General features: G+C 41.6%; 19 protein-coding genes and 1 pseudogene. 8 read left to right on the forward strand and 12 right to left on the reverse strand.

All coding sequences use genetic code 11. From position 1 onward, the window contains the following. Positions 1-2 precede the first annotated feature (2 nt). The 7 genes and pseudogenes from AAC855_RS09675 to cpxR form a co-directional block, all read right to left on the reverse strand. A complete protein-coding gene (locus tag AAC855_RS09675) occupies positions 3-1,121 on the reverse strand; it encodes a DegT/DnrJ/EryC1/StrS family aminotransferase (RefSeq protein ID WP_340609349.1) in 1,119 nt (372 codons plus the stop codon). A 49-nt stretch (positions 1,122-1,170) separates the two neighbouring features. After that, positions 1,171-1,710 carry a GNAT family N-acetyltransferase gene (locus AAC855_RS09680; protein ID WP_340609350.1) on the reverse strand — a complete coding sequence of 180 codons (540 nt, stop codon included), beginning with the start codon at positions 1,708-1,710 and terminating at the stop codon, positions 1,171-1,173. Further along, positions 1,700-2,107 carry a sugar 3,4-ketoisomerase gene (locus AAC855_RS09685; protein ID WP_340609351.1) on the reverse strand — a complete coding sequence of 136 codons (408 nt, stop codon included), beginning with the start codon at positions 2,105-2,107 and terminating at the stop codon, positions 1,700-1,702. The genes AAC855_RS09680 and AAC855_RS09685 overlap by 11 nt, the downstream gene beginning before the upstream one ends. Positions 2,108-2,115: 8 nt before the next feature. Continuing rightward, positions 2,116-2,403, reverse strand: a pseudogene (locus AAC855_RS09690) (sugar phosphate nucleotidyltransferase); the annotation flags it as partial. A 74-nt stretch (positions 2,404-2,477) separates the two neighbouring features. After that, positions 2,478-3,533, reverse strand: coding sequence for a dTDP-glucose 4,6-dehydratase (gene rfbB, locus AAC855_RS09695; RefSeq protein ID WP_340609352.1), 1,056 nt, complete (start codon positions 3,531-3,533; stop codon positions 2,478-2,480). Positions 3,534-3,838: 305 nt separating this feature from the next. After that, positions 3,839-5,209, reverse strand: a complete 1,371-nt coding sequence (cpxA, locus tag AAC855_RS09700; protein ID WP_340609353.1) for an envelope stress sensor histidine kinase CpxA — start codon at positions 5,207-5,209, stop codon at positions 3,839-3,841. After that, positions 5,206-5,898: an envelope stress response regulator transcription factor CpxR gene (gene cpxR / locus AAC855_RS09705; protein ID WP_340609354.1), complete on the reverse strand. Its 693-nt coding sequence runs from the start codon at positions 5,896-5,898 to the stop codon at positions 5,206-5,208. Before cpxR ends, cpxA begins: the two co-directional genes overlap by 4 nt. An 822-nt stretch (positions 5,899-6,720) precedes the next feature. Here cpxR and AAC855_RS09710 point away from each other — a divergent pair. Next, entirely contained in the window at positions 6,721-7,857 is a 1,137-nt protein-coding gene (locus tag AAC855_RS09710) for a glycosyltransferase (RefSeq protein ID WP_340609355.1), read from the forward strand. Between the two features lie 51 nt (positions 7,858-7,908). On the opposite strand, the gene rfaL is transcribed toward AAC855_RS09710, so the two are convergent. Next, positions 7,909-9,132: an O-antigen ligase RfaL gene (rfaL, locus tag AAC855_RS09715; RefSeq protein ID WP_340609356.1), complete on the reverse strand. Its 1,224-nt coding sequence runs from the start codon at positions 9,130-9,132 to the stop codon at positions 7,909-7,911. Between the two features lie 261 nt (positions 9,133-9,393). Here rfaL and AAC855_RS09720 point away from each other — a divergent pair, with 261 nt between their 5' ends. The 5 genes from AAC855_RS09720 (at position 9,394) to AAC855_RS09740 (ending at position 14,342) form a co-directional block, all read left to right on the forward strand. Next, entirely contained in the window at positions 9,394-10,035 is a 642-nt protein-coding gene (locus tag AAC855_RS09720; protein WP_340609357.1) for a lysophospholipid acyltransferase family protein, read from the forward strand. After that, positions 10,032-10,976 (forward strand): phosphatidate cytidylyltransferase, encoded by a 945-nt coding sequence (locus AAC855_RS09725; protein ID WP_340609358.1) that lies wholly within the window; start codon positions 10,032-10,034, stop codon positions 10,974-10,976. Before AAC855_RS09720 ends, AAC855_RS09725 begins: the two co-directional genes overlap by 4 nt. A gap of 36 nt (positions 10,977-11,012) precedes the next feature. Further along, positions 11,013-11,912 (forward strand): CDF family cation-efflux transporter FieF, encoded by a 900-nt coding sequence (gene fieF, locus AAC855_RS09730; RefSeq protein WP_340609359.1) that lies wholly within the window; start codon positions 11,013-11,015, stop codon positions 11,910-11,912. A gap of 211 nt (positions 11,913-12,123) precedes the next feature. Further along, positions 12,124-13,101: a 6-phosphofructokinase gene (gene pfkA / locus AAC855_RS09735; RefSeq protein WP_099125614.1), complete on the forward strand. Its 978-nt coding sequence runs from the start codon at positions 12,124-12,126 to the stop codon at positions 13,099-13,101. A gap of 215 nt (positions 13,102-13,316) precedes the next feature. After that, positions 13,317-14,342, forward strand: coding sequence for a sulfate ABC transporter substrate-binding protein (locus AAC855_RS09740; RefSeq protein ID WP_422824368.1), 1,026 nt, complete (start codon positions 13,317-13,319; stop codon positions 14,340-14,342). A 74-nt stretch (positions 14,343-14,416) separates the two neighbouring features. On the opposite strand, the gene tpiA is transcribed toward AAC855_RS09740, so the two are convergent. Both tpiA and AAC855_RS09750 read right to left on the reverse strand, forming a co-directional pair. Then, positions 14,417-15,184, reverse strand: coding sequence for a triose-phosphate isomerase (gene tpiA, locus AAC855_RS09745; RefSeq protein ID WP_340609360.1), 768 nt, complete (start codon positions 15,182-15,184; stop codon positions 14,417-14,419). A gap of 139 nt (positions 15,185-15,323) precedes the next feature. Beyond that, positions 15,324-15,944 carry a DUF1454 family protein gene (locus AAC855_RS09750; RefSeq protein ID WP_340609361.1) on the reverse strand — a complete coding sequence of 207 codons (621 nt, stop codon included), beginning with the start codon at positions 15,942-15,944 and terminating at the stop codon, positions 15,324-15,326. Positions 15,945-16,021: 77 nt separating this feature from the next. Here AAC855_RS09750 and AAC855_RS09755 point away from each other — a divergent pair, with 77 nt between their 5' ends. Continuing rightward, a complete protein-coding gene (locus AAC855_RS09755; protein WP_340609362.1) occupies positions 16,022-16,468 on the forward strand; it encodes a DUF805 domain-containing protein in 447 nt (148 codons plus the stop codon). Between the two features lie 95 nt (positions 16,469-16,563). On the opposite strand, the gene fpr is transcribed toward AAC855_RS09755, so the two are convergent. After that, positions 16,564-17,310 (reverse strand): ferredoxin--NADP(+) reductase, encoded by a 747-nt coding sequence (fpr, locus tag AAC855_RS09760; RefSeq protein ID WP_340609363.1) that lies wholly within the window; start codon positions 17,308-17,310, stop codon positions 16,564-16,566. A 406-nt stretch (positions 17,311-17,716) separates the two neighbouring features. Between fpr and emrD the strand changes: the two genes are divergently transcribed. Continuing rightward, positions 17,717-18,901, forward strand: a complete 1,185-nt coding sequence (emrD, locus tag AAC855_RS09765) for a multidrug efflux MFS transporter EmrD (protein ID WP_340609364.1) — start codon at positions 17,717-17,719, stop codon at positions 18,899-18,901. A 74-nt stretch (positions 18,902-18,975) separates the two neighbouring features. Here the strand turns inward: emrD and glpK are convergent, their stop codons facing one another. Beyond that, positions 18,976-20,499 (reverse strand): glycerol kinase GlpK, encoded by a 1,524-nt coding sequence (gene glpK, locus AAC855_RS09770; protein ID WP_340609365.1) that lies wholly within the window; start codon positions 20,497-20,499, stop codon positions 18,976-18,978. Between the last annotated feature and the right edge of the window lie 13 nt (positions 20,500-20,512).

Here is a 20,512-nt window from a genome sequence, read left to right on the forward strand (position 1 = left end):
TATTAAATCGAAAAGCTATTACAAACAGTTATAATTTTATTAATTTCATCCTGAGTCATCGTTGGTCCTATCGGGAGGCTCAATAATTCATTATGAATCCTCTCAGTTATAGGAAGACTCATAGAATTAAATTGACTATATGCCTGTTGCTTATGTGGAGGGATTGGATAATGAATTAATGTTTGAATACCATTATCAGATAAATATTTTTGTAATAAATCTCTTTCAGAGCAGGATACTACGAATAGATGCCAAACATGGCCATTTGGATTATTTCTATATTTAATAGGATATTTTGGAAGTTTAATTAAAGGATTATTAATTTTTTCTAAGTACTCTGATGCAATTGCCTGTCTGATTTCTGTTTCTTTATCTAGGTACTGTAATTTAACTGCTAAAATAGCAGCTTGAATTTCATCTAAACGACTATTTACACCCTGATATAAGTTTACGTATTTTTCATGTGAACCATAGTTTCTGAGTGCAAGTAATGTTTCCATCAGTTCATTATCATTTGTTGTTATCGCACCAGCGTCACCTAATGCTCCAAGATTTTTTCCGGGATAAAAGCTAAAACCAGCCGCATGTCCCCAATTACCTGCTTTTTTACCATCAATACTTGCCCCATGTGCCTGAGCGCAGTCCTCAAGTACCAATAAATTGTGTTTTTCAGCAAGTGTCATAATTTCTGGCATTAATGATATTTGCCCATATAAATGCACTGGTAAAATAACTTTGGTTTTATTTGTGATTGCAGCTTTTACATTATTAATAGATAAGTTATACGTATTAGGATCTGGTTCAATAAAAACAGGAACTAAATTATTTTCGGTGATAGCTAATACTGATGCGATATATGTATTAGCTTGAACAATAACTTCATCTCCAGCTTTTAGTCTGCCAAGCTCCTTCCAGGCTCTAAATACTAAAGTCAATGCATCTAGGCCATTTGCTACACCAATAGTATATTTTGTATTGCAATATTCAGAGAATTTTTTCTCAAAGTTATCTAGTTCTTTTCCCATAATATACCAACCAGATTCAATAACTTTTGAAAATGCTTCTTGTATTTCTAGTTGATATTTATTATTAATTTCTTTTAGATCAAAAAATTTTATCATGACACATCCTAAATACACGAAAGAAAATTATTATATTTTAAATATTTAATTATATAAATTTATTATATATATTTGATATTTTGTTATAGTCTTCATTTTGATATGTGAAGTAATAATTAAGGTCATCCTCATTGATTATTTTAGCACCTAATTTTTTATGGAAACTAATCACTTTTTCATTTTCTTTTCTTACATCAAAGTGACTTTGCTCAAAATTTTTTTCATCGAAAGCAAATTTATAAACTAATAAAGCGCTTTCGATAGCCGAATTTGGAGTTTTATTTTCTGTTAAAATCCAACTACCCCAACAGAAAGATTTAGGATTATCTTTGAAATCATATAATCTGACTGTTCCTATATCAATGTTATTATCAATTCTTTTTATCTTAAAATAATACTCTAAATTTTCCTTTTCTCTTTTTTTATATTTTTTAATCCAATTTAATTGATCTATTATATTACCATCTGTTTTTGATAGATATTTATTGAGTTTGTTATTATTTCTTAAGCTATAGATAAAACTAGCATCATCTTCACTAACTAATTTAAGAAAAATAGAACGGCCAAATAGTTTTTTTTCATTGTTCACTTTTTTTTTCTCTTAAAAATTCATTATAATTACGAATATAATCTTCCTCATTATAATATTCACTTGCTAAAACCATTAACACACAATCAGGTGAAAAATCGTGCATTTCTCTCCATATAAATGAATCTATAAAAATGCCTTTTTGTGCATTATCGAGAACTATATCTTCTTTTTTATTTCCATTATCTAACACAATCCGGCAACTTCCACTGATGGAAATTAATATTTGTTTTAGTTCCTTATGTGCGTGAAACCCTCTGGCAACTCCTGCTTTAGTATTAAAAATATAATAAACACGTTTTATTTCAAATGGTATATTTTTATTACCTTCTAACGAAATAAGTTGACCCCTATCATCGCCTAAAGAATTAAATTCTATTGCTTTTATTATACTCATATTTTCCTCTAAAAAAGAGACTGTAAATATTTTCCATATCCATTTTTAGACATAGTGTTGGCGATGTTAATAATATCATTTTCTCTAAGCCAACCATTACGCCATGCAATCTCTTCCAAACAAGCTATTTTAAAACCTTGCCGTTTTTCAATAGTTTCAACAAAGGTTGTGGCCTCTAAAAGACTGTCATGTGTGCCTGTATCTAACCACGTAAAACCACGCCCAAGTAATTCTACTTCTAAGGTACCATCTTCAAGATACATTTGGTTAATAGATGTAATTTCTAACTCACCTCTATTTTGTACGATTGCCATAATATTGTGTGTAGTATTATGAATTAATTTTTTAATTTAATTTAATTTAATTTAATTTAATTTATATAAGATCTGATTTTTATATTTTCTGTCCATTCTTTATTATCCAGATACCACTCAACTGTTTTCTTAATACCTGATTCAAATGTTTCAAGTGGTGCCCAATTTAACTCAGATTTGATTTTTGTTGCATCAATAGCATAACGGCGATCATGTCCTGGTCGATCAGAAACAAATGTAATTTGCTTTGTGTATGAAGTCTCTTTAGGAATTAATTTATCCAAAATTTGGCAAATTTTTTCGACAACTTCAAAATTAGTCTTTTCATTATGACCACCAATATTATACGTTTCCCCACTTTTACCTGAGCTAACAACTAAATGTAATGCTCTGGCATGATCTTCAACATATAACCAATCTCGGATTTGGTCTCCTTTACCATAAATGGGCAATGGCTTTCCTTCTAATGCATTCAGAATAACAAGAGGGATTAATTTTTCCGGGAAATGGTAAGGACCATAATTGTTGGAGCAGTTGGTTACTATGGCTGGTAATCCATAGGTCCTGTGCCAAGCTCTCACTAAATGATCACTGGATGCTTTTGAAGCAGAGTATGGGCTACTTGGGGTATAGGCAGTTTTTTCAGTAAATAAAGGAAGGGAAGAATCTTCTGTACACTCGTCTGGATGTGGTAGGTCACCGTATACTTCATCGGTTGAAATGTGGTGAAAAAGGAATGAATTCTTTTTGTTTTCGGGCAATTGCTGCCAATAATTTCTGGTAGCCTCTAGAAGAGTATAAGTACCAATAATATTGGTTTCAATAAAATCATTAGGACCACTAATTGAACGATCTACATGGCTTTCTGCAGCCAGATGCATCACTGCATCAGGTTGGTGTTTTTCTAATATGTTATCAAGCGCATTACGATCACAAATATCGGCTTTTTCGAAAGAATAACGTGGGATATGGTCAATTTCTTTGAGGGATTCTAAATTGCCTGCATAAGTGAGTTTATCAACATTGATAACGCTATCATTAGTATGATTTATAATATGCCGAATCAATGCAGAGCCGATGAAGCCTGCTCCACCAGTAACTAGAATTTTCATTTTTACGTTTTCAGTTGAATTTAATGATGCGGAATTGGAAAGGGAGGGCTAAAGAATATATAATCTGGCTTTGAAATAAGCTACCGCACTAGGTTATGGCTCCCAGAGTGCCTATTATTTTGGAATTGGTAAAGCCTATCTTATTAAGATAAAACAAGTTTATCTCTTAACAAAAATAATCATATTAACAATTTGTGTTAAGCAGCGACGAGATTAGTCCCTCAACGCCTCAAGGTCAAGTATAATAATCTTTTTTCTTTAATTATTACATGCTGTTATTAGCTGAATTTTAGTCAGGTCACTATCTATCTCCCATGTAACGGCAACCAAATCACCAGTCTAAGCCCACCTAAAGAGCTATCCTCTGCCTTAACCCAGCCCCGATGTTGTTCCACCGCAGTTTCAACTATCGCCAGCCCTAAACCTGTTCCACCTGATTCTCTATCCCTCGCTTCATCTGTCCGATAAAACGGGCGAAAGATGTGCTCACGGTCTTCAGGACTGACTCCCGGACCATCGTCATCAACGGTAATCGTTACTCCGTGATTATCAGCTTTAAATGCAACAGCGATATGGCTTATGGAGTAGCGGACGGCATTGCGGACGATGTTTTCTAGTGCACTACCGAGTACTGCTGGGTTACAGTAGATAATCCATGGGCCGGGTGGTGAAACGATATCCAGAGTTTTGTTCATCTGTTCGACTTCAAATTTGGCATTTTCCAGTATGTCATTCCAGATCTTGTTAGCCTTGATGTTTTCGCGCAGTAGTTCGTTCTTATGCTGGTTACGGGAAAGTACCAGTAGGTCGTTAATCATGCTATCCAGTAACTGTGCTTCTGTTTCAATGCGCTCCAGTTCTTTACTTTCTCCGTGACGGCGGCGCAATAATGCTGTGGCGAGCTGTAAACGGGTAAGGGGAGTGCGTAATTCATGTGAAATATCGGAGATGAGACGTTGCTGAGCGGTCACCATCCTTTCTAATGCACTAATCATCTGGTTAAAGCTGCTGCCGGCTGCCAGAAATTCCTGTGGGCCTGATTCCAGTTCTGGATGTTGTTTCAAATTACCTTTTGCTACCTGATCTGCTGCATTTTTTAGTTTACGCGCGGGTCTTGCTAAACTCCACGCCAGCCATAAGAGCAGTGGTGCGCTGATGAGCATGGTGGCAGCTGGTAACAGAAGAGGGCGATCAAACATCAGGTTGATAAAGTCTGATTGTGGGCTGCTTGTCGGGCGAAGAAGGTAGAGATGATAGTAATCTTCACCATCTCGTATTGAAAAGGGTCCCATTATTTCGACACGACCATATTTTTTCTTTTTAGGGTGGTCGGAGTTATCGGATTGCCCCATAAAATTGCGTACGAGCTGCGTATCGCGTTTCTCAGTACTGATAACGCGTCCTTCTCCGGTTGCGAGAAATAAGCGTTGGTCGGGTGGCACCCATTTGACTATGGCGCGATCCAGCCTTAACCACCAGAACAGATCACTGGGTGGATGTCGGGTTAATTCTGCTTCAATATGTCTGGCTAACTGATTTCCCTGATGGTACTCACTATCTAATAGCGGAGTTAATTGCCGGGAATCCAGCTTAGGCACCATCAGAGCCACCATCAGAACAAGTGCCAGTGTCAGCCAGAAGATTGCAAATATACGGGCTGTTAAGCTATTAATCATTTCTCTGAAACCATTAAGTATCCACGCCCACGTAGTGTTTTGAACCAGGGTAATTCATCAGTCCGGTTAGGTAATTTACGTCGAAGGTTAGAAATATGCATATCTATGGCTCTGTCAAAAGGTGTTAGTCGTTTCCCTAATACTTCTTGACTCAAATGCTCACGAGAAACAACTTGCCCAATATGTTGAGCTAACAAATAGAGAAGTGTGAATTCTGTACCGGTTAAATCCAGAATATCGCCGTTAAAACTGGCTTCCTGACGTCCGGGATTGAGTTGTAGCTTATCGATTTCCAGTATAGGTGTACTGTTATCGGCTTGTTGTTCACTCCAGTTGGAGCGACGTAAAATCGCGCGTATACGGGCTACCAGTTCGCGATCGTTAAATGGTTTGGGTAAGTAATCATCTGCACCTAGTTCTAGCCCCAGAACACGATCTAGGTCGCTTCCTCTCGCTGTTAACATAATAACGGGAGTCTGATGATATTGACGCAGCTCTTTCAGGGTTTCAATGCCATTTTTGCGCGGCATCATAATATCCAGCAGAAGAAGGTCAATTGAAGAGTCAATAAATTGTAATGCCTGTTCACCATCATGGGCGATAACCACATTGAACCCTTCCATCTCAAGTAGTTCTTTCAATAAAGCTGTCAGTTCGCGGTCATCATCAACTAATAATATCTTATGCATTCATTCTTCCTCCGAGAGCAAAATACGATAACAAATTTTGCTATTCCATGACTTTACGTTCTTTTACATGCTCTGACGCTAGTTTGCAGCCGTGGGGCTATATTACCTGCACTGAATCGAATAGTGCTATTCGATAAAGTAAGGAATTACCAAAAATGCGTAAAATAGCAATGTTAGCTTTAGCATCGATACCCGTTCTTGGAACGATGATGGTTCTAGTTAAAACTGTTGATACGTGTAACGACTCTGAGGTTGATTCGTCGCTTTGTCTGCCATACGACAACAGTGATTCTGGCAACTCTCTGCATAACTATAACTATAGTTGTGTCTTTGGGGGAATCATATTATGAAAAGCAGCGATAGCTGAGTGAGTTCTGGCGAAAAAACAGTATCTGCATGAGTACATGAGTAATTAATAACGAATATGCAGACAGAACATCAGGAGACATACCGTCTTTTGATAGCAAAGAATTTTGATGAAGTTTCGCTTAGAGTGCAGCTTGAAAAAATAGCAAAATATAATGTTGATATCGGTGTAGAAATTTGCGCGTATTCGCAATCAGATTCTGACACCTGAGAAAGAAAAACAACATCATAGATGCTATCAGGCATGAAATACCCAGTATTTGCATTGGTGTTGTTATAACTATCTATAGAACAGCATCAATAACGATTTTCCTTGCCATAGACACCATCCCTGTCTTTCAGCCCCGTTTCGGGGCTTTTTTTTATCATCAATTGTGGATTCTAGATTGTTGACTTAAACTCAGCATTCAGCCCGATTCTCTACCTCATCGATAAATTATAAGATTAGTTGCTTTTATGAAGAAAATTGTTTTTATTGCTCCTGAGTTTCACTCTATCCCTCCAAATTATGCAGCCGCGGTGGAATGGTGGATTTATAATGTCGCTAAGGTAATGAGAAGTAATAATTCAGTTATCTGTAAGCGAGAGAAATCAGAGAATCCTATTGAAAGAATTAGTGATTACTCTTCAATCAACAGGATATATACTAGCGCGCTTTATAAGCGAATTTTTAGGAAATGGTCTCGTTTAGACCCTTATCCTTATGCTAAGCGGGTTGTGGATATGGTTTCTCATAATCAAGAGTATGGCAATAAACCCATCTTGATTATTCAGAACTCTGTTGCTCTTTATGATGCTGTTAAGCAGTATTATCCCGAAGAATTGATGGTACTTCATCTACATAATAGGCATAGTGCTACTACTTTGGGAACTCAGACTAAGCTCATCACTCCAAGCCATTCGTTAGCTAACTTTTTCCATACCGAAGCAAGATTAGAGAATATTAAAGTTGTACCAAATGGCATTGATAAAATGCTTTATATGCAAGAAAGCAACTGGAATAGAGAAAAGTTTGGCCTAAAAGAGGCTGCAAAGGTCATTTTGTATGCAGGACGGTTAGATAAGAGAAAAGGTGTGCTTGAATTAATGGAAGCAGTGTCCTTACTACATAAAAAAGATTCGCAATTTACGCTTTTATTAGTTGGAGAGCATACAAAAGTTACAAAAGGCGAGCGTGAGATTTATCGTAAAAAAGTGCTCAATAAGGCGCTGGACATGAAAGAATGCTGTGTTTTGGCTGGTAATATTCCTCCGGCAAATATGCATCAAGTTTATTCGCTAGCTGATTTAACGGTTGTACCATCATTAGGTGAGGAAGCATTTTGTATGGTTGCTCTAGAATCAATGGCGAGTGGTATACCAGTTTTGGTTAGCCCAAGAGGAGGGATTAAAGAGTTTGTAATCCCTGAAAATACAGGTTTCTTACTGCAAGAACCATTATCCTCTGAGAGTATAGCTCAGGATATTTCAGATACGTTGTTAGACGGTAGATTGCAAGAGATTACTGAAAAAGGTAGAGAAGTGGCTCTCACAAACTACGATTGGCATAATGTCAGTGAGTCTTTAATTGATGTATTGTCTGAATGGTTTTAATTTTTTGATTTTACAGGCTATTCTTCTTGATAGCCTGTATGTTCTTGACGTTTAACTTCTATTTATTTTATTCAACCTTTTCTGGCAGAGTGTTATCAGTAAACCGAGATAAATACCTAAGATGTTTAAGTGAACGCTTTCAAAATTTCCTCTTATAACAAAATATCCAAAGAAAGAAATAAATAAAATTAATGCGGCTTGCTTATAGTTGTCATTATCGAGCATCCATTGTTTGCCTGATTGTTTTAGGTAGGTAAATATTAGAAACAGTAAAGCTCCAAATCCTAATATTCCGGCAGCAAACCAGATTGTTAGGAAAATATTGTGAGGGCCAATAGAATACTTAGCTATCCACTCCGGATAATTTTTAGCATTATCATTATAAATCTGGTCGTAGATCTTGTTACCAGCCCCATAGCCCTTGAGCGGATTCTCCAGAATTAAGGTGAGGGCTGAGCCTTGTGTGCCATTGTGATATCGATTACTGCTATCAGTTTGAGTTAGCTTATAATTTAAGGTTGCGTCTTGAGCTAGATAATTATGTTCAATAGCAAATAAAGCTGCATAAATAACAACGATACTTGCGAACAATGTTTTCCAGTTTTTATTCATCAGTATCATCATGAAAAACATAACGAAAACAGCCAGCCAAGCCCCTCTTGCCAGTGTTCCCAGCAGCACAAAAGATACAGATAAAATCAGTAAAATCGTCAGCGCTAGGCGGATATAATTCTGAGGTTTTTGAAAATGCCAGAGAGCGACTAAGGCAGGGAAGAAGAAGACGATACCATCAGATACACTACGGTGATTATAGTTAGTGAAAGGCATAATGCCGTTTTGATAGTCTTGATAAAACAGGTACATCTCTTTCACTGTGATAAATAGTAATCCAAGCAGAAATGAGCCGATGATCATTTTCTGGATTTTCAATTTATCCGTTTGGCTTAGCGCTAAAGTAATCAGTATGGCAGAAAGTACTACGTCTCTAAAAAAAGGTGTTTTTATCTCATGAAAGCTGAGTTTTGGGTCAGGAGAGATAATGACGGAATAAATCGTGGTTAGCGTGAATATTCCCAAAGCCAATACAAGATTATTCTTCAGTGCAGCAAGACATCCCTTAGGGTTTTTTATGATCCAGTAGAGCGCAGCCAGTGCTATCAAAGCAAAGAACAAGTTTTTATAACGGGTAACGCCTGTAACGTAGACGAGTGAAATGTACCCTCCTACGAAAAACGTACTCCAAGATAAATGATTTCTGATTGTTTCTTTAAACATAATCATACCTGAACAAACACGGATTTTAGCGAATATTCTCTATTATTTTAGGCTTTGAGGCACGAATAAATAACAGGGCGATCATGTAAATTCCGTCAGGCAGGCATTGTAAGCAGTAAATTAGGGGGTATTTCAGTTCCTGTTTTAAGTTATAGGTCTGTTGTTATTTTAGACAATCTTGATTATCTTACCTTGCCAGTCTATTCAATTAAAAAATCTTATCACTGTTACTCTATATAAAAAGGGATAGGGATACCCTATATGGGAAAAATTCATAAAATCAGTTTGCTGTCGAGAAGCATGGGAGCGATGTTATCGGGCCTCTGTCGTGTCCTGACGGGAGTGCGTGTGCGATGGGTGGGTTGCCAACCATCGACCAAGAGCAGGATTTATTATGCCAATCATTCGAGTCATCTGGATGGATTAGTCATTTGGTCAGGTCTTCCATCTGTGTTGCGTCATTTGGTACATCCGGTTGCCGCTCGTGATTATTGGGATAAAACCAAACTGCGCCGTTATCTTATCCATAAGGTATTTTGTGCTGTCTTAATCGAGCGTCAGGGGGAAAACAGTAGCAGAAAAGAAATTCTGGCGCCGTTGGAGCGTGTTCTGGCGCAAGGGGAATCTTTGATTATCTTTCCGGAAGGAACTCGTGGGAGCGGTGAACAAATCAATCCGTTCAAGAGTGGTCTGTATCATCTGGCTCGAAAATATCCTGATGCTGAACTTATCCCAGTCTATCTGGAAAATTTAAATCGCGCTTTACCAAAAGGAAAGAGGATATTAATCCCCGTTATTTGCTCGGCGACATTTGGTCAGCCTCTGGATAAATTGGCGGATGATGAAAGTAAGGATATCTTTTTACAACGTGCCCAGACTGCATTAGAGGAGCTGGTGTTATGACAGGGATAGATCAGGATTTGATGCTGTTGTTTAGCGGGATTTTTGGGGTGCTGATTATTGCCAGTGTGATTGGCGGTATTCTGTCATTTTGTTATTCAGGGGAAAAACGGAACGCGACCATCGATAATCTGAATGCCCGTATTCGTGGCTGGTGGATGATGTGTATCGTCTGTGTGCTAGCCGTAGTTATCGGGCCAATCGGGTCCGTTGTGTTGTTTTCTGTTATGTCTTTTTTTGCCTTGCGTGAATTTATCACTCTCACCCCGACTCGTCGTAGTGACCATGAGGCCCTGTTCTGGTGTTTCTTCGGTTTTCTGCCGGTTCAGTACGTGTTAGTTGGAATGCAGTGGTACGGGTTGTTTTCGGTGTTTATCCCCGTTTATGTTTTTCTGTTTTTACCGGCCCGTATTGCTTTGGTCGGTGATACAACTCACTTTCTGGAACGTACCGCAAAAATACAGTGGGGAATGTTGGTAACGGTGTTTGCCATTAGCCATGCCCCGGCTTTGTTGATGTTAGACATAGCGGAATATCAGGGGCAGAATATCAAGTTATTGCTGTTTTTGATGATTGTGGCGCAAATGTCTGATGTTTTACAGTATGTGTTCGGTAAATTATTCGGCAAGCGACCGATTGTCCCGAAATTAAGCCCGAATAAAACGGTGGAAGGGTTTATCGGTGGTATCTTAGCTTCAGTATTACTGGGGATGTCGCTGTATTGGATAACGCCATTTTCTCCGTGGGTAGCCGGAGGGATGTCACTGGCTATTACCTTGATGGGGTTCATCGGTGGGCTGTGTATGTCAGCGATCAAGCGTGATAGTGGCGTGAAAGATTTTGGTGAGATTATTGAAGGCCACGGCGGTATGTTGGACAGAATCGATTCCCTTTGCTTTTCTGCCCCTATATTTTTCCATTTAACGCGCTATTTTTATACCTGATACAGACCATCCTGAATAACGTTGAGGGCTGTGAATATGGGTATGAATTATGGCCGATGGGTCAGTACTGCGGCATTGGTGGCGACAATACTGGCCAGTGTATTGTTAGTGGTGAAAATTTTTGCCTGGTGGTTTACCGGCTCGGTGAGTTTATTGGCGGCACTGGTCGATTCTCTGGTCGATCTGGCTGCTTCTCTGACTAATTTTTTCGTCGTGCGTTATTCCCTTCAACCTGCGGATGAAGAACATACTTTCGGGCATGGTAAGGCCGAGTCACTGGCCGCTCTTGCCCAAAGCATGTTTGTTTCCGGCTCAGCTATTTTTCTGTTTTTGACCGGCTTTCAGCATTTGTTTTCTCCCCAGCCTTTAGAACATGCCGCTGTGGGTGTTTGGGTCATCATTATTGCCATTATTTCAACAAGCTGTCTGGTTATTTTTCAGAAATGGGTGATTAATAAAACTCAAAGTCAGGCTATTCGTGCCGATATGTTGCATTACAAGTCTGATTTATTAATGAATGGCGCGATTTTGGTGGCATTGGTTTTGAGTGTCTACGGGTTCCGACGTGCAGATGCTTTATTTGCGTTGGGAATTGGTGTGTATATTCTCTATAGCGCATTAAGAATGGGATACGATGCGATACAGTCTTTACTGGATCGTGCCTTGCCAGATGAGGAGCGGCAGGAGATTATAGAGATTATCAGGAATTACCCCGGTGTTTCCGGCGGGCATGATCTGCGAACCCGCCAATCGGGACCGACGAGGTTTATTCAGTTTCATCTTGAGATAGATGATAATTTACCGTTGGTACAGGCTCATGCGTTAGCCGAAGGAATTGAAAATAAATTGCGTGATAGGTTTCCCGGTGCCGATATTATGATCCATCAGGATCCCAACTCTGTTGTTCCCGGTGAACGTAAAAACCGTTGGGATTGATAGAAGAATTTATTCATTATCAAAATAATGTCAAAAAGTAGACAAAAGATTGATGCAGACTGAATGTTTTTCCGTATCATGGGCGCGATTGAATCAATTCAGCTAATGAATTGGTAATCAGAGTTTAGTGAAATAATCGTCGTGAATCTTCCCTTTGGGAAGGGCAGTCAGCAGATTAGGCAAATATTACATCGATAAGTCAGAGGTCATCATGATCAACAAGATTAAAAGAATCGGAGTCTTAACGAGCGGTGGAGATGCACCGGGTATGAACGCCGCTATTCGTGGAGTTGTTCGTGCCGCTTTAACCGAAGGGTTAGAGGTTTATGGTATTTATGATGGCTATCTGGGGCTGTATGAAAACAGGATGAAAAAGCTCGACCGCTACAGTGTTTCCGACATGATTAACCGTGGCGGCACGTTTTTAGGCTCGGCACGTTTCCCTGAGTTCAGGGATGATAAAGTGCGTGAAATTGCTATCGAAAACATGCGTAAGAATGAAATTGATGCGCTGGTGGTGATTGGTGGTGATGGTTCTTATCTGGGAGCGAAAAAACTGACTGAGGCGGGTTTCCCCTGTATTGGCCTGCCCGGTACGATTGATAATGATGTTGCGGGAACAGATTACACTATCGGTTATTTTACAGCGCTGGATACGGTTGTTGAAGCGATTGACCGTCTGCGTGATACCTCAACCTCCCACAAGCGTATTTCTATTGTTGAAGTCATGGGGCGTTATTGTGGTGATTTAACGTTGTCTGCGGCAATTGCAGGTGGGTGTGAGTTTATCGTGCTGCCTGAACGTGAAATTCCGTTTGATCGCGAAGAACTGTTAGCTGAAATTCAAGCGGGTATTCAGAAAGGTAAGCGCCATGCCATTGTTGCGATTACAGAGCATGTTTGTGATGTTGATGAACTGGCAAAATATATTGAAGCGGAAACACGTCACGAAACGCGGGCAACGGTATTAGGCCATATTCAGCGTGGTGGTGCGCCAGTGGCTTATGACCGTATTCTGGCATCACGTATGGGGGCTTATTCTGTTCAGCTGTTGCTGGAAGGATGTGGCGGCCGTTGTGTTGGTATCCAGAACGAAAAACTTGTTCACCATGACATTATTGATGCGGTGCAGAATATGCAGCGTATCTTCAAGAAAGATTGGTTAGAAACAGCGAAGAAACTTTACTAACTTTCATAAGAACATTTTTTCGAAACAGCCATAGGATATTTATATGGCTGTTTGTCTTTTTATCTCTCCTTTCTGTACGTTATATTCCCATAATGAATAAGCAGAAATTTAAAATTATTTCTGCGGCATAACGCTTTCTGTCAATTTTACGATGAAAATCGTACCTAATATTGAGGAGAGCATTTCCGATGATTACGCCTATGAAATGGAAGAGAATGAAATGGAGAATAAGCCGGTATTCCCCATTAATGGTGCTATTGCTGGCCATTCTGACCGGAGGAAATGCTTGGGCGAAAGATTTGCAGCTCCTGAATGTTTCTTATGACCCGACGCGTGAGTTATATCAGCAATATAATCAGGCATTCAGCCAATACTGGCAGCAGAAAACCGGAGATCGGGTCACCATCCGGCAATCACACGGTGGTTCAGGCAAGCAGGCAACTTCAGTTATCAATGGCCTTCAGGCCGATGTGGTCACACTGGCTCTGGCCTATGATGTGGATGCGATCGCAGAGCGTGGCCGGATTGCCAAAAATTGGCTTCACCGCTTACCCGATAATTCAGCGCCTTACACATCCACTATTGTTTTTCTGGTAAAAAAGGGAAATCCCAAACATATAAAGGATTGGTCAGATTTGATCCGGCCTGATGTTTCGATTGTCACCCCAAATCCTAAAACATCCGGTGGTGCACGCTGGAATTATCTGGCTGCCTGGGGATATGCGCTGGCTCATAACGAGCAGGATCAATCTAAGGCAAAAGCCTTCGTGAAGGCGCTGTATAAAAATGTTGAAGTCTTAGATTCAGGTGCCCGTGGCGCAACGAATACGTTTGTTGAGCGTGGGATTGGGGATGTGTTGATTGCATGGGAAAATGAGGCATTACTGGCAATTCATACGTTAGATAACGGAGAGCAGGGGAAAGGACAATTCGAAATTGTCACTCCGAGTATGTCTATTCTGGCAGAGCCAACTGTGGCGGTAGTCGATAAAGTTGTCGATAAGCGAGGCACACGTGAATTGGCAACAGAATACTTGAAATACCTGTATTCACCGGTCGGACAGGAAATTGCCGCAAAAAACTATTATCGTCCTCGTGATAAAACGATTATCGAAAAGTACCGTGCCGACTTTCCTGAGCTGAAGCTATTCACAGTTGATGGCGTATTTGGTGGCTGGGAAAAAGCGCAGAAAGAACATTTTGCCACAGGTGGGGTATTTGATGAGATTATTCGCCGTTAACTGACAGGGTAAGAAAAAGAGTCAGAAGGATAATCGCCACGGCGTTCTACGGTGGCGATTATCTTTGTAAGCGCTTAGGCTTTTTTCGCTTCAGCGGCTGCCTTCACGATAACTGCAAATGCATCAGCCTTCAGTGATGCCCCGCCAACCAGAGCACCATCAATGTCTGGTTGAGTAAACAATTCTGCTGCGTTGCTGGCGTTAACAGAGCCACCGTATTGAATGATGACTTGATCAGCGATAGCCGCATCCTGCTTAGCAATGTGATCACGAATGAATTTATGAACAGCCTGTGCTTGTGCAGGAGTCGCAGATTTGCCGGTACCGATGGCCCAGACAGGCTCGTAAGCAATAACAGTATCTTTAAACGCTTCTGCGCCCAGTGTGTTAAGAACGGCATCAATCTGGCGCGCACAGACGGCTTCTGTCTGGCCTGCTTCGTTTTCTTGTTCAGTTTCGCCGATACACAGAACCGGAATAAGCCCCTGTTCTTTCAGGATAGCGAATTTTTTCGCAATGAACTCATCGCTTTCTTTGTGGTAAGTACGGCGTTCGGAGTGACCGATAATGATATATTTTGCGCCTGCATCTTTCAGCATTTCTGCGGATGTTTCGCCTGTATATGCGCCGGAAAGGTTAATGCCTACATCTTGTGCGCCCAGTGCGATACGGCTACCAGCCAGTGCATTATTTGCCAGAGTGACATAAACAGTTGGTGGTGCAATAGCGACGCCACAGCCGTCAACGTTGCTCAGTTCTTTACGCAGGCCTGCAATCAGGTCGTTAACCATGTGGGTACTGCCATTGAGTTTCCAGTTACCCATAACTAATGGATGTCGCATGTTTTTCCCTCCAACCAGAAAAATAATCAAATTGCGAACTAAATGAATGTGCTTTCGTGAGTAGCGATACGCCATATCTCTATCAGTGAAAGGCCGACAGTATAAAGATCATCGGCTCGAATAGCTCTGCGCTATGTCACTAATTTTCATTTGCTGGTACGTCAGATAGTGATAGCTTAATCGGTTCAATAGCGAAGGTCATTATATTTTCGCTGCTGTTTACGATGATATAGCGTATTGCTCCGATTTTCAGGCTGTAAAAAGGTTGTGTTTCCGCCATCTTAAAAAGTTTCTCCGTTTGTGTCTGAGCCTGCTCCTGAGAAAGTGTGGGTTCAAACTGGCGGGTTATGGCGGCGATATACTTTTTCGTCAGGAGCAGGTTTTGTTCTTTTTCCTGTGAGCGTTGGGATGGCAGTAATGTAATTTGCAGGCTTTTGATTTTTTCGCTGCCTCTTTCCAGTACGGCGGAAGAGTAGATTTTTTCGTTGATCTTGCTGGCAGCACGGATAAAAGGCAGAGAGATATCGGTGCTCGTAATAACTTTATATTCGTGCAGCAGAATGTCAGGATGACTTTTATTGTATTTTTCCCGGAAGGTCGGGATATTGTCTTCAAAAGTCGGGGAATCAGGCAGGAGATACATTGACTGTGGGCGTATATCTGGTGTGACAGAAGGCTCACCCGCAGTGCTTGAGAATGGTAAACCAATACCAAAAGCGATTAATATTGTCAGCAGAAAATTATTTATGCCTGTTTTCATGTTGTTACTCGCCGAATGTAAGTCGCGGAAAAAGTGTCAATGGCAGAAAAACAGTATCCACAATTGGGAAAGAATACATGACATTACAACAATGGGGATTTTCATTCAAAGGTCGCATCGGGCGACGGGAGTTCTGGATCGGGATTGGTCTCTGTTTTGCCCTGATTTTTATTCTCCTTACTCTGCATGGAATGAATGTTCTCTCCATGAATTTTACGGCAGTATGCACGGCACTGCTATTGTATCCGACAGCAGCGATTTTTTCGAAGCGCCTGCATGATCGCAATAAACGCGGAGTGTGGGCATTATTGTTGGTATTGGCCTGGTTTTTACTCTCTCTCGACTGGAATATGTTAGCGCCCATATGGCAGTGGGGAATTGGCCGTTTTATCCCGACACTGATTTTTGTCATGATCATTCTTGATTGCGGAGTATTCCGGGGTACGGAAGGTGTAAACCGTTTTGGTGAATCGGCAGAAATGGTTGAATACATCTCTGCCGGCAATTCTGCGCAAAAACATTAAATGGCCATATATCCAATGAGTTGATTTATGCATATACACAATGGATTTCAAGATGCGTAGCCAACAAAGAGGCAACTTGAAAGACGAAGTGTATATCACCAGTATTGTTCACTGGTCACATGCCCCGGCCTACGGCGTAGGTGCTTTGTCATGCCACGTTGTTCTTTAAGTAATTGTTGGGTATCTCTGACCATTTGGGGGTTTCCGCATAACATCACGTGGCTGTTTTCTGCCTGCATTGATAAGCCGATAGCTGATTCCATTTCACCATTTTCAATCAGTGCCGGAATTCTCCCCATGAGTGAATTCTGGCATTGTTCCCGGCTAACGATGGTCTGGATCCGCAATTTCCCCTGCAACGTTTTTTCCAGTTGCCGCATGAGAGGCAAATAACTTAAATCCTGCTCCCATCTGACCGCATGAACTAAGATAATATTTTCAAACCGCTCTAAATCATTTCCCAGTTGGAGAATGGAAAGATAAGGCCCTATACCTGTTCCGGTTGAGAGCATCCAGAGGTTCTGGCAATCAGGGATTTCATCAAGAACAAAAAAACCGGCGGCCTGTTCTGTCACCAGAACTTCATCACCGACCTGCAAAGTGGCAAGTTGAGGGCTGAGTTTTCCATTCGGTACGGTGACTAAATAAAACTCAAGACTATTGTTATTGGGAGCATTGATATAAGAATAGGCCCGCTGGATACGTTCCTCTTCAATTTCGAGAGCAAGTTTTGCAAATTGGCCAGCAGTAAATTTTTCTATTGGTGCCTGTAGCCTGATACTGAATAGTGAATCTGTCCAATTGGTGACGTCAGTGACTTTTCCTGTAACCCAGTTTGCCATTGCATTTAGCCTCTCTGCACTATTACAAAATAAAATGATACGGAATGAAATGGTACGGAGTGAATGATTCATCACTCGGTGATTCTACGCGATTGAGGGAAATAGGCTTATCGATTACGTGTTGCAGTCTAATTAACTGTATTTGTGTTGTATTTTAAGATGGATATGTACACTTTTATTGACATTGCAGAGTAATGTGACTGCAATTTTTTCCTCATGTAAAATTGTATACTGCCGATAAAAAATATACATTGCTCAGGAAAATTTAATCTAGTGAAGTCTGTAGTCAGGTTTGTTCATTAATAACCTGAGGGCTTCGCTGTTGCCGTTGTACCTATCTGATTAATAGGAAATGTACCTTAATCAGGCGGTATATTTTGCTTAAATAAAATTGTATGTAAATGCGATGAGAAAAATAGCACATTTCAATTTATTGCTGATGTTAATTGCGTTAGCCGCTGTTGGGCAAATGACTCAGACAATTTATGTTCCGGTGATTGCTGATATGGCGAATAGCTTCGGCAAGCCGGCGGGGGAAGTTCAACGGGTTATGGCAGCCTATTTGTTCGCTTATGGGTTCTCACAGCTCTTTTATGGGCCACTGTCGGATAAAGTCGGCCGTCGGCCGGTCATTTTGGTAGGAATGTCAGTTTTTCTGGTTGCTACGATATGTGCACTGTTTGCTCCCAGTTTATTGGTATTGGTGGTAGTCAGTGTATTTCAGGGGTTGGGGACGGGAGTCGCAGGCGTAATGATACGTACTGTGCCAAGAGATTTATACACGGGTGCATCACTACGTTGTGCCAATAGTCTGTTGAATATGGCGATACTGGTCAGCCCTTTATTGGCACCGATGATTGGTGGCGTCGTAGGCCATTATTTTGGCTGGCGTGCCTGCTATTGGTTTTTATTATTGCTGGGTTCGGGCGTGATGCTATTTTTATTCCGGCATTTCCCGGAAACACGCCCGGAGCAGACAACGCAGAGTACAATGCTGGTTTCTTTCCATCAACTGCTATCCAATGGCATTTTTGTTTCTTATCTGATTATGCTGATTGGCGGTCTGGCAGGAGTGGCTGTTTTTGAAGCCAGCTGTGGGGTTTTGCTCGGCGCTGTTTTAGGACTGGATAGTTTAACGGTCAGTATTTTGTTTATCCTGCCTATTCCTGCTGCCTTTTTGGGGGCATGGTATGCAGGGCGTGAAAATAAAACGTTTTATCAGCTGGTGTGGAATGCGGTTATTTGCTGCCTGCTGGCGGGGACGTTGATGTGGTTGCCTAGCTGGTTTGGCATTATGAATGTCTGGACGTTGTTACTTCCGGCTGCGCTGTTCTTTTTTGGGGCGGGTATGTTATTTCCGCTGGCGACGACAGGGGCTATGGAACCGTTTCCTTATCTGGCTGGCGCGGCGGGTGCGCTGGTGGGCGGATTACAGAATGTAGGTTCTGGTGTAGCTACATGGTTATCGGCGATGCTGCCACAAAATAGCCAATTCAGCGTGGGGATGCTGATGTTTTGTATGGCGCTGCTTATTTTATTGTGTTGGCTGCCAATTTCTCAGAGGATCCAGCAGCAGGAACGTACTGTCTGAGATATTCACTGTATTCACCGGATACTAAAAAGCTCTGACAGATTAGCGTCAGAGCTTTCGCATTTATGCGCTTTTTAAGCGCGGTCTTCCCATTCCTGAGCACGGGCAACGGCTTTTTTCCAGCCATTGTATTTGTGGTTACGCTCTGTGGTTTCTATGCCAGGGCGGAATTCTTTTTCGATGGTCGCTTTACTTTTCACTTCATCGAGATCTTTCCAGAAGCCGACAGCCAGACCAGCCAGGAATGCCGCACCTAATGCGGTACTTTCGCGAACTTCAGGGCGCTCTACACGGGTGCCGAGGATGTCAGACTGGAACTGCATCAGGAAATTATTCGCAACTGCTCCACCATCTACGCGCAGCGCCTGTAAACGTGCACCGGAATCAGCCTGCATTGCATCCAGTACATCACGGGTCTGATAAGCGATTGATTCAAGCGTTGCCCGAATAATGTGGTTGCTGTTTGCTCCGCGAGTCAGCCCAAAAATGGCACCACGGGCGTACGGATCCCAATAAGGTGCGCCAAGCCCGGTAAAGGCCGGAACAACATAAACGCCATTGCTGTCTTGCACTTTTGTGGCGAAGTATTCGGAGTCTGCTGCATCAGCGATGAGTTTCAGTTCATCACGCAGCCACTGGATTGAGGCTCCTCCCACGAATACGGCACCTTCCAGAGCGTAATTCACTTCTCCTCGTGGGCCACAGGCTATAGTGGTCAGCAAACCGTGGCTGGAACGTACTGCATCGGTGCCGGTATTCATCAGCAGGAAGCAGCCAGTGCCATAAGTATTTTTTGCCATGCCCGGATGGACACATAGTTGACCGTACAGTGCGGCTTGCTGATCGCCTGCGATACCTGCGATAGGAATACGAGTACCGCCTTTACCGCCGATATTAGTCTGACCATAAATCGCCGAGGAGGCAGCAACTTTTGGCAGCATAACGCGAGGAATATCCAGTTCATCAAGGATCTTCTGATCCCAGTCGAGGTCATGGATGTTGAACAACATAGTGCGGGAAGCATTGGTATAGTCGGTAACGTGTACGCGACCTTGTGTCATTTTCCAGACCAGCCAGGTATCAACGGTACCAAACAGCAGTTCACCATTTTCAGCGCGATGGCGGACACCCTCAACGTTATCCAGAATCCATTTTATTTTTGTTCCGGAAAAGTAAGGGTCGATAACCAGACCCGTGTTATGACGGATATACTCTTCCAGACCCTCTTTTTTCTTCAGTCGGGTACAGATATCTGCTGTTCGGCGGCATTGCCATACAATGGCATTGTAAACGGGTTTACCAGTCTCTTTTTCCCAGACAATCGTTGTTTCCCGTTGATTCGTGATCCCGATACTGGCAATTTGGTCTGAGCGAATATCGGCTTTTGCCAATACCTCAACCAGCGTTGAGCTTTGGCTGGCCCAGATTTCCATCGGATCATGTTCCACCCAGCCTGGTTTAGGGTATATTTGCGGAAATTCACGTTGTGAAATACTGACAATATTGGCATCGTGATCAAGTATCACCGCCCTTGAACTGGTTGTTCCCTGATCCAGTGCAACGATATATTTTTTATCAGTAGTATTTTCTGTTGTCATAACTATAACCTGG

Origin of the sequence: Xenorhabdus bharatensis, assembly GCF_037996705.1 — a bacterium.
Taxonomy (GTDB): domain Bacteria; phylum Pseudomonadota; class Gammaproteobacteria; order Enterobacterales; family Enterobacteriaceae; genus Xenorhabdus; species Xenorhabdus bharatensis.